Source organism: Patescibacteria group bacterium (assembly GCA_040753135.1).
GTDB lineage: Bacteria > Patescibacteriota > Minisyncoccia > UBA6257 > Brennerbacteraceae > JBFMGR01.
Genome location: JBFMGR010000012.1, coordinates 3,899 through 13,278, shown reverse-complemented (window position 1 = coordinate 13,278; position 9,380 = coordinate 3,899). Strand labels below are relative to the sequence as shown.

At 38.9% G+C, this 9,380-nt stretch carries 8 protein-coding genes; 1 reads left to right on the top strand and 7 read right to left on the bottom strand.

Annotated features, from left to right (window positions below; translation table 11 throughout):
• From ppsA to AB1721_03170, 6 genes are all read right to left on the bottom strand, one after another.
• Nucleotides 1–1,703: phosphoenolpyruvate synthase (gene ppsA / locus AB1721_03195; GenBank protein ID MEW5805699.1), on the bottom strand; the 1,703-nt coding region annotated here is incomplete at its 3' end.
• Between the two features lie 206 nt (nt 1,704–1,909).
• A complete protein-coding gene (locus tag AB1721_03190; protein ID MEW5805698.1) occupies nt 1,910–3,211 on the bottom strand; it encodes a DUF4147 domain-containing protein in 1,302 nt (433 codons plus the stop codon).
• 2 nt (nt 3,212–3,213) lie between these two features.
• Nucleotides 3,214–4,104 (bottom strand): 2-dehydropantoate 2-reductase N-terminal domain-containing protein, encoded by an 891-nt coding sequence (locus AB1721_03185; protein MEW5805697.1) that lies wholly within the window; start codon nt 4,102–4,104, stop codon nt 3,214–3,216.
• Between the two features lie 8 nt (nt 4,105–4,112).
• Nucleotides 4,113–4,955, bottom strand: coding sequence for an ATP cone domain-containing protein (locus tag AB1721_03180; GenBank protein MEW5805696.1), 843 nt, complete (start codon nt 4,953–4,955; stop codon nt 4,113–4,115).
• A 151-nt stretch (nt 4,956–5,106) separates the two neighbouring features.
• A complete protein-coding gene (locus tag AB1721_03175; protein MEW5805695.1) occupies nt 5,107–5,562 on the bottom strand; it encodes a vitamin K epoxide reductase family protein in 456 nt (151 codons plus the stop codon).
• Nucleotides 5,563–5,786: 224 nt separating this feature from the next.
• The gene (locus tag AB1721_03170) at nt 5,787–6,449 is read right to left on the bottom strand and encodes a thioredoxin domain-containing protein (GenBank protein ID MEW5805694.1); all 663 of its coding nucleotides are present in this window, start codon (nt 6,447–6,449) and stop codon (nt 5,787–5,789) included.
• Between the two features lie 681 nt (nt 6,450–7,130).
• Here AB1721_03170 and queA point away from each other — a divergent pair.
• Nucleotides 7,131–8,207 (top strand): tRNA preQ1(34) S-adenosylmethionine ribosyltransferase-isomerase QueA, encoded by a 1,077-nt coding sequence (queA, locus tag AB1721_03165; protein ID MEW5805693.1) that lies wholly within the window; start codon nt 7,131–7,133, stop codon nt 8,205–8,207.
• A gap of 295 nt (nt 8,208–8,502) precedes the next feature.
• Here the strand turns inward: queA and AB1721_03160 are convergent, their stop codons facing one another.
• Nucleotides 8,503–9,048: a histidine phosphatase family protein gene (locus tag AB1721_03160; GenBank protein MEW5805692.1), complete on the bottom strand. Its 546-nt coding sequence runs from the start codon at nt 9,046–9,048 to the stop codon at nt 8,503–8,505.
• Between the last annotated feature and the right edge of the window lie 332 nt (nt 9,049–9,380).

Sequence of the window (9,380 nt, the reverse complement as noted above, 5' to 3'; positions counted from 1 at the left end):
TGCCGGACAATCTTTTTTATCTCTGCCGAAGAGTGGTGATGGATAGTTTTTTTGCCCGATCTTAGTTTTTCATAATCAATCAAAGCATTCGGATGGGCTTTGATTTCTGAAGCAATAATAAATTCCAACCGGCCCAAACCAACGCCGTCAACCGGCAAAGCATGGTAGCGGAACGCTTCATCCGGCGCGCCGATGTTCAGAGAGATCTTAGTTTTTAATTTCGGCAGATTTTTAAGATTATGTTTTAAAACCTTGTACTTCAAGGCCCCGGAATAAATTTTGCCCTGCTCGCCAGAAGAGCAATCCAGAGTTACGGTCTGACCGGTTTTCAGAGCTTTAGTGGCGTTTTGGCTGCCAACTAAACAAGGCACGCCCAGCTCTCGAGAAACAATTGCCGCATGGCTGGTTCTCCCGCCTTTGTCAGTGATAATTCCGGAAGCAATCTTCATAATCGGCTCCCAGTCAGGGTCTGTAATCTCGGTTACCAAAACCTCGCCTTTTTTAAACTGATAAATGTCTTTAACATTTTTTATTACCCTGACTTTGCCGGCAACAATCTTTGTCCCGATCGCAATTCCGGTCAAAAGCGGCTTGGCTGGCTTGGAAACCAAAATATGCTCTTCGTAGATATTCTCTTTTTTGCCGGCATGAACCGTTTCCGGCCGGGCCTGGACAATATAAACTTCATTGGTTAATCCGTCCTTAGCCCACTCAATATCCATTGGCGTATATTTTTTATGCTTTTTGGAAAAGTGCTGTTCAATTTTTAAGCAATCTTCAGCCAACTTAATCGCCTCTTTGTCAGAAAGAGAAAATTTATTCTTATCTTTTATTGGCACCGGAACAACTTTAGTCGGCTTACCCTTGGTTTGACTGCCGCTGCTTGCGGTAAGCCGCGCCGAACCATAGATCATCTTGATATTTTTATCACCTAAGCGATGCTCAATAATCGGATAAAATCCGTTTGCCAAAGGCGGCTTAAAAACAATAAACTCATCAGGAATAACCTTACCCTGAACGATCAGCTCGCCTAAGCCATAAACGCTGTTAATCACAATCACCTGATTAAATCCGGTTTCAGTGTCTAAAGTAAAAGCCACCCCTGAACTGGCCTTATCGGCCCGAACCATTTTCTGGATTCCAACAGACAAAGCCACACTGGTTTGGTCAAACCCTTTATCTACCCGGTAAGAAATTGCCCGGTCAGTAAACAAAGAAGCAAAACATTTTTTTGTCGCTTCCAAAAGCGCTTTTCCGCCCCGGATATTCAAATAAGTTTCCTGCTGGCCGGCAAAAGAAGCGCCGGGCAGATCTTCGGCGGTGGCTGATGACCGAACCGCGACATCAACATTTTCAGCTTGATATTGTTTAGAAAGCTGACGATAGAATTTAATAATTTCTTTTTTCAGGTCCTCGGGAAACTCGCCTGATAAAATCAATTGTCTAACCGCTTTGCCTTTTTCAGCCAATTGGGCCACATTATGGGTGTCAAGACCTTTTAAAACTTGGTTGATTTTCCCGCTCAAATTATTAAATTTAATAAAATCGCGAAACGCCTGGGCAGAAACCGCAAACCCGTTTGGGATCTTGACTCCCAAAGGAATCAGTTCTTGATACATCTCGCCCAAAGCCGCGTTCTTACCTCCCACCAAGGGCACATCTTTAATTGTCAGCTCCTTAAACCAATAAATATGTTTTTTCATAGAAGTAATTGCTAATACGCAAATTATTAATTAATAATATAAATAAAAAAATTCTAAACCCTAAATCCCAAATAAATTAAAATGACCAAAATTAAAAATGTAAAACAATTTAGAATTTGGATATTGAGATTTTGAAATTGTTTAAAGTTTAGGATTTTGGATTTAGAGTTTTTGTTAATTCGCATTATTGCCTTATTAAATTCGCCTTATTCGCGATTAGTCTTATAGTATAGCATCAAATCTGAGACATTGCTGCCGGTTGGGCCGGTTTTCAGATAGTCTCCGATTTGTTTGAAAAAATTATAAGAATCATTGTCTTTTAAATATTCTTTAATCTTTAAACCCAGTTTCTTTGCTTCCAGTAAAGCAAGAGTGTCGCTAACCCCGCCGGCAAAATCAGTATTGTCAATTCCGTCAGAAGCAAAAGCTAAAAACAGCTCGTTTGGCTTGATTTGAACCAAACCGGCCAAAGCCGCTTCCAGATTCCTTCCCCCTTTGCCTTTGCCGATAATATTAACTTTAGTTTCGCCTCCGGCTAAAAACAGATTGTGGTTTTTGAACTTTTTCGCTCTGGTCCTGATTGCTTGAAAAGCATTAAAGTTTAGACAAGAAAGCTTGTCAGTTAAAATTTTCGGCTTTAAACCTAATTGCTTGGCTTTGTTCGCCATTGCTTGAAGCGCGGTCTGGTTATTGAGAATTAAAAAGTTCTGAATATTCTTAAAATACTTTTTATCCTTGGGCGTCTCGGAAAACTCGGCAATCTTGCCCTTGTATCTCTGCCATAGGCCGTATTGCTGAAGAACTTTTTTTGCCTGCTCGTTTGTTGTTTTATCCAAAACTAGCGGCCCGGAAGCAATAAAGCTTAGGTCATCGCCAATCACATCGGAAAAAACCAAACCAATTGTCTTTAAGGGATAGATTATTTTGGCTAATTTGCCGCCTTTAACCAAAGACAAATGTTTTCTCACCGTGTTGAGTTTATAGATATCTGCTTTTGACTTTTGCAGATCTAAAGTCAGGCTTTGAAAATCTTTTAAGCTGATTCCAACAGGAGAAAAAAACAAGCTTGAGCCGCCGCCAGAAATAACCATAATCAGCAAGTCCTTTTCCGGATCCAAAGATTTAACAAACCTGATTGCCGCTTTAGTCGCAACAATGTTTTTTGCCGAAGGCAAGGGGTGGCTGCCAATAAAAGACTTTATTTTTTTTAATCTGCCGCCGCTAATATCAATTACCACTCCGCCGCAAAGTTTTGCCTTTAATAACTTTTCAAAAAATCTGGCTGATTTAAAAGCGCATTTGCCTATCCCCAAAAATCCGATTTTCTGATAATCATTAAGATTGAACTGCCGGCCATTGATTCGGAGCTGATTGCCAACCAGCTTAACTTTTTGGCTTAAGACCGCTTCGGTTTGAATTGCTGCTAAGCCGGCTTCAACGATTTCCAAAGCAATTTTTCTCTGCCTTGTTTTGGCTAATAAAGATTTATTTTTAATAATTTTGGGCATAATTAAATCTCAATCAATTCCTGAAAAACTTTTTTGGGCTCGTGTTTTTTGATAATAATTCTTTCTAAGCCATTTAAAAACTTTGGCAGGGGCTGATTGGTTTTTTCGCGAACAAGCTTAATCAAAGGCGCTAAAGATTCAAAGCCTTCGCTGGTTAAATTATCTAAGTTTCCTTTGGCTAATTTTTCCCCCAATTGGCAGTTCCTTGAATACCGGCTGATTGAGGTAGCAATAAAATCTCCTTGCCCAGCCAAGCCCCTTAAAACTGAACTGTCTATACCAAGGATTTTGGCTAAATCTTCCCACTCTTTTAAAATTTCAGAAATTAAAAAACCTCGGACATTGTCCCCTTGGCTTAAGCCGTGGGCTAAACCCAAAATCAAAGCATAGACGTTTTTCAAAATTCCGGCATAAGCAACCGAATTTAAATCAGAAGCATATTGAAGCCGCAATCCTGAACCCAAAAATAATAAGTTTAATTCCTCAAACAGCTCTTTTCCCCCAGCGGCAACCAAAGAAAATCCTGGCAGACCCAGATCCAGTTCTTCGGCAATCATCGGCCCGGACAGGATTGCAAAATCATTGGCAATTGATTCTTGAATTATCTCCGGCACGGTTTTGCCGGTTTTCTCCATCCCCTTTGAGGCGCAGATAAGTTTAGTTTTCGGATTTAAAAAATTTTTTACCGAACCCAAAGCCGCACTTAAAGACCAAGAAGGCACGGTTAAAAAAACAAGCTCGGCTTGCCGAATAATCTCTTCAAGACTTTTCCCGGTATTTCTTTTTTCCGGAACCAAATCCCATAAATAGACCCGATGGCCAAGCAACTCTAAAATTTTACCAAACGCTGAACCTAATTCTCCGGCGCCGATAATAGCAACAGTTCTTTTCATTGCTTTGATTACTCGTGGTTAACTAATTCCCTGGCCCGATCAAGCCAGTTTTGGGTTTCCAGTTCTTTGGCATTAAGCATTTTTGCCAGCTCTTTAGCCGAATGTTTTAACAAATCTCTCGAGAGATAAATCCTCTCTTGCCCGAGCCGATAATAGAACCGCTGGTACTCTTTTCCGGGAAAAATATTAACCGGATAAAGCTGTTTTTTATAAATCAGCTTTTCCAAACTCATCTCGCCCGGATAACCCCAGCTGGTAATCAGCATCTCAACGCACTCGGCATATTTGATTGCCTCACTGGTGCATTTAGTATTGGTTATCAGCCAAACGCCATGATACTTTTCCGGATGCCAAGCCTCTTTTTCCCATTTCCGCTGGATATCCAGCCATCTTGCCCAGAGAGCTAAAGCGACTTTTAGATCAGACCGAGCGCCCCGGGTGTTATGGTACTTGCATTCAACAATAAAGTGAGACTTGTCTTTTTCCGCCAGGACATCAATCTCATGCCTGACGCAAAAACCATCAATAAACTGGTTGGTCTTTGCCTGATAACCATACTCTTCCAAGACTCTGGCAATATACTTTTCAAACGGATAACCGGTTGGGCCCAAATCCATAACTGCCCGGCGAAGATTGTATTTGCCCAAATAAACATTGCCAAACGGCTTAAGCTTTTCCAAAACTAAATCAAAGATTTCGTCGGAACTGACGGTTTTTCTCTTAAACCCGGCCCGAATCTCGTCTGCCACGCCTTTGGCCCATTCTTTATCCATGCCAATCTTAACCAAAGAACTGGCGATCTTTTTTTTATTGAAAAATTCTCTGGTGCCGCCGGCTTTAAGAACAAACATCTACGTTATACTAATATGCTAATCTTATGCTAATTCACAAATATGCGGATATTTAAGTTTCAGAATTAAGAATCCGGCTTAACTTATAAGACAAATTCGGATATATTAACTTATTTTCCTGTTTCACAATTCGCATATCTGTAGATTCGTATTAAATTCGTTGATTAGTATAATCTGATTTAATCAAAAATTTAATTATTAAATAACTAATCATCATTGTAAAGATAACCAGCTCGGAAATCAAACAATACAAACAAAAAGCTTTTAACACCGCGGCCTGAAGATAAACCAAAATCAGCGAAACTCCGGCGCCGAGCCAGACCCAAAGTTCAATTAATCTTAAAATCAGTTTGTTTTGCCGGCTTAAATAAGCCGCGGCTCCGAAAAACAGGGTTAGATAATAGCCCAAACCCCAAAAACTTAAAGGAATGCCCAAGAATTTGCTGTAAACGCTGTTTAAGACTTTATCGCAGCTAAAACCCCAAAAATCGCAGCTAAGATACTGATTATTTTTAAGCTGCAAAATCGCTAAATAAGATGTGTCCAACAAACCAATCAGACTGCCTAAAACCAAGATGCCTAAAAAAATCTTTTGCTTCGGAGCCATTAAACTAATTATAACACTAAATCGGGATTATGAATTATGAATCAAGGGTTATGAATTTACTTTTTTAGCATTTAATCAACGAATAGCGAATCTATTGCGAATAAGTGAATATATGAATTCGTTTATTCGTAAATTCGTATAAATTCGTTATTCGTTGGGATCGTTTTATTGATCTAACATCTAAAATCTTAAGTGATTAGAAATTAGGAATTGGAAATTGGGAATTAAAAACTGCTGGTTAATTCCTGCTCAATTATCTTCCTAAACTCTTCTAAAGTCCTTGGGTTCTGAATCTTTTTGCCATTAATAAAAAAGCTTGGCGTGCCGTTTAACCGGTATAAAAGCGCTGACTGGTAATCTTGGAAAACTTTATCCTTAATTTCTTCTGAATCTAAATCAGCTAAAAACCGGCTTTGGTCCAAGCCCAGCTCTTCAGCATAGCTAACAAAAATTTCTTTTGCTTGGTTGCTTTCCGCCCAGTCTTCTTGATTCAAGAACAGCTTTTCAGACATTCCCCAAAATTGGCCCTGTCTGCCTGCGGCTTCAGCGGCGTAAGCTGATAAATTAGCGTTTTTGTGGATGTTAGACAAAGGAAAATGACGGTAAACAAACAAAACTTCATCAGAATACTCTTCAAGCAATTGTTTAAGTAAGGAAGAGTAATAAGCGCAAGCCGGGCACTGAAAATCGCTGTATTCAACTAAAACAACTTTTGCGTTTGGATTGCCCAATTGCCAATCAGCTTTAGTAAGCTGAATCTGATACTCGCCTGCTTTTGATTGATTCCCGCCCAACCAGACAAAGTAATACATAAAAACAAAAATCACTGCTAAAGCTAAAACTGCGCCTGACCAGATTAAAATTTGGTTTAAAACCTGTTTTTTCATCTTAATTTATAAATTAACACAAAACAGTGAATAATGAATTATGAATTATGGATCATAGAGTATAAAAAGTAAATAATGAATTATGAAGCGTGAAGCGTAATTTCTTACAAACGTTAATCTAAAGCGTCTTTGTAAATTAATCGCGGGGCGGCATTTGCCGCCCCGCCTCTTCAGGCGCTGGGAAAGGAAATTCCTTTCCCAGCTCATGGTCCGTTCATAATGCCTCCTTTCACCCAGCTGCTTTGCTTGAAACGGCTGGGCACTAAACAACAGAATAAGCTGATAAAATTATAATAAATTTTATCTCTGAAGTTATCCCCAGCGAAAACCTGATTGGCTGAATCGGTTTATTTTTTATTTTAAGGTATTTTTGCTAAACTGGTGGATGAAACGAGCTGGCGCAGTTTCATCCGAGCGGAGCGAGGTGGATGAAACGAGCTGGCGCAGTTTCATCCGAGCGGAGCGAGGTGGATGAAACGAGCTGGCGCAGTTTCATCCGAGCGGAGCGAGGTGGATGAAACGAGCTGGCGCAGTTTCATCCGAGCGGAGCGAGGTGGATGAAACAATAAAAAACAAAACTTAAATCTTTTTGTTTTAGAAACAACTATTAAACTATTCTCAAATTCTTAAGAATTTGAGAATAAGCAAATTCCCCAAAAGACAAGAAAGTTTAAAAACGTTATGGATTTTCGATCTTATTTAAAGCAATTTGATTATCCTCTGCCTGAAAACCTGATCGCCCAAAAGCCGACTCTACCTCGGGACAAAGCTAAACTTTTAGTTTATTCTCTTAAAACTCATCAAGTTGGGCATGATATTTTTTTAAACTTAGATAAGTATTTACCAAAAAATTCAGTAATTATTTTTAACCAAACCAAAGTCATTCCGGCCCGAATCTACACTAAAAAATCAACTGGCGGCAAAGTTGAGGTTTTCTGTTTGGGGATAGCTGACAACCAGATTAAAGCTTTAATCTCTCCGGGCCAAAAAACAAATACAAAACTGTACTTGACCAACAAGCCGCAACCAACAACTGACAATAAATATTTTTTAGTAATAAAACAAAAAAACAAAATTTTTTACTTAAAACCCAGCTTCCCAATCAACCAACTGATAAAAATTTTAAACCAATACGGCCAAACGCCAATTCCGCCTTATATTAAGCACTCGCCTTTATCTGAAAAAGAATTGAGAAAACAATACCAAACTATTTTTGCCAAAATACCCGGTTCGGTAGCCGCGCCAACTGCTTCAATGCACTTTACTAATCGGTTATTAAGAAAACTCAAAAACAAAGGCCATCAGATCGGCTTTATCAACCTGAATGTTAATTTGGGCACTTTTGCGCCCTTAGAACAAAAACATTTAAAAAGCAATAAGCTCTATCAAGAAGAATTTTTTATCCCCAAACAAACATTAGAGCTAATCAAAAAAGCGAAAAAACATTCTTGGCCGATTATTGCCTGCGGCACTACGGTGGTCAGAACTTTAGAAAGTTCAAAAATTTTATCAGCTTATTTAGCTGGCAAGACAAAATCGAGTAAAATAAAATGGGAAACCGCTGGTCTATTCATCCGGCCGGGCTATAAATTCAAAATTATTAATAGCTTGATTACCAACTTTCACCTGCCCCAATCTTCTCTTTTAATGTTGGTTAGTGCTTTTGCCGGCAGAAAAAAAATTCTTGAGCTTTATCAATTGGCAATTAAGAACAATTACCGATTTTATTCCTTCGGCGATGGCATGCTGATTATTTAACCTTGCTCTTCCTTGACTACGTTATTGGCGCCTTTTTCTTGTAAATAAAAATAATTTAGAAGCTAATATTTGCGCATCATCTGATCTTGCCGATTTTATGCTAATGTTTCTAGATAAAAGAAATTTTTCTGTAGCGTAACGAAGAAAATTTGGGAGAATAGCGAGCCGAGCCCCGAACCACATATCCCTTGTTATGTGTCCCAAGCATAACGCAGTGAAGCGAGAGCGCAGCGGGGCACGGAGCAAAACGAAGTGAGTCGAGAAAAGAGCGTTCATGATAAAAGGGGCAAAACTTTTACTCCATTGTATAATCCCATCCCGGTTGCCATGCTTTTGTTTTTCTCCAATCTTCAGCAAAGGCCTGTTCCCAGGTTTTATTTTTCAACAAAACATCTAACGCTAACTGTGGGGCTTTATGTGCAACAATGGCAACCGACTTCCCATCATAATTTTTCTTCAAAAAATCAAGAAAATCACTTATTCTCATTTTGACATCTTCGTAACTTTCACCATCAGGAAATCTCCTCTTTATGTGTTGTTCTTGTAGGGGTTCAATAATTTCAGAAGACTGTGTATTATATTTTCCATAATTACACTCTCGCAAACGCTTATCAGGAATTATTTTAACCTTATCTTTGAAAGTTAATTCAGCCGAATGCACAGCCCGTTTTAAGTCAGAGCAAAAAACTACATCAAAATGCTTGTCTTTGATTTTATCCCAAAGTTCTTTTGATTGTTGAATCCCTAACTTTGAAAGTTCAACATCAGACCAGCCAGAGGAGATTTCCTGTTCATTATCAATTGTAGTACCATGAACAAAATAAGTGATTTTTGTTACCATAATACTATTGAAAAATATGATACTTAAAAGTTTTGCCCCACAAATTTTTAATAGCTCTTCTCTCGATTGTGTATAACGTTTCGGGATAAAAGAAATTTTTCTGTAGCGTAACGAAGAAAATTTGGGGAAATACCGAGCCGAGCCATTTCTCTTTTATCCCTTGTTAGGCGAGGGTGAACGGCCAACGGGAGCGAAAGTGCAACGCCCCCTTGAGTATTTTTATGGCAATTTTCTTTTGAAGGAACGCTATTTTCTAAAAAATGTCCCAGAAATATCAATCTTTTGCAACCGTGAGTTGATTTTCCTTTTTTGAAAAAACTCTTTTACAGCCT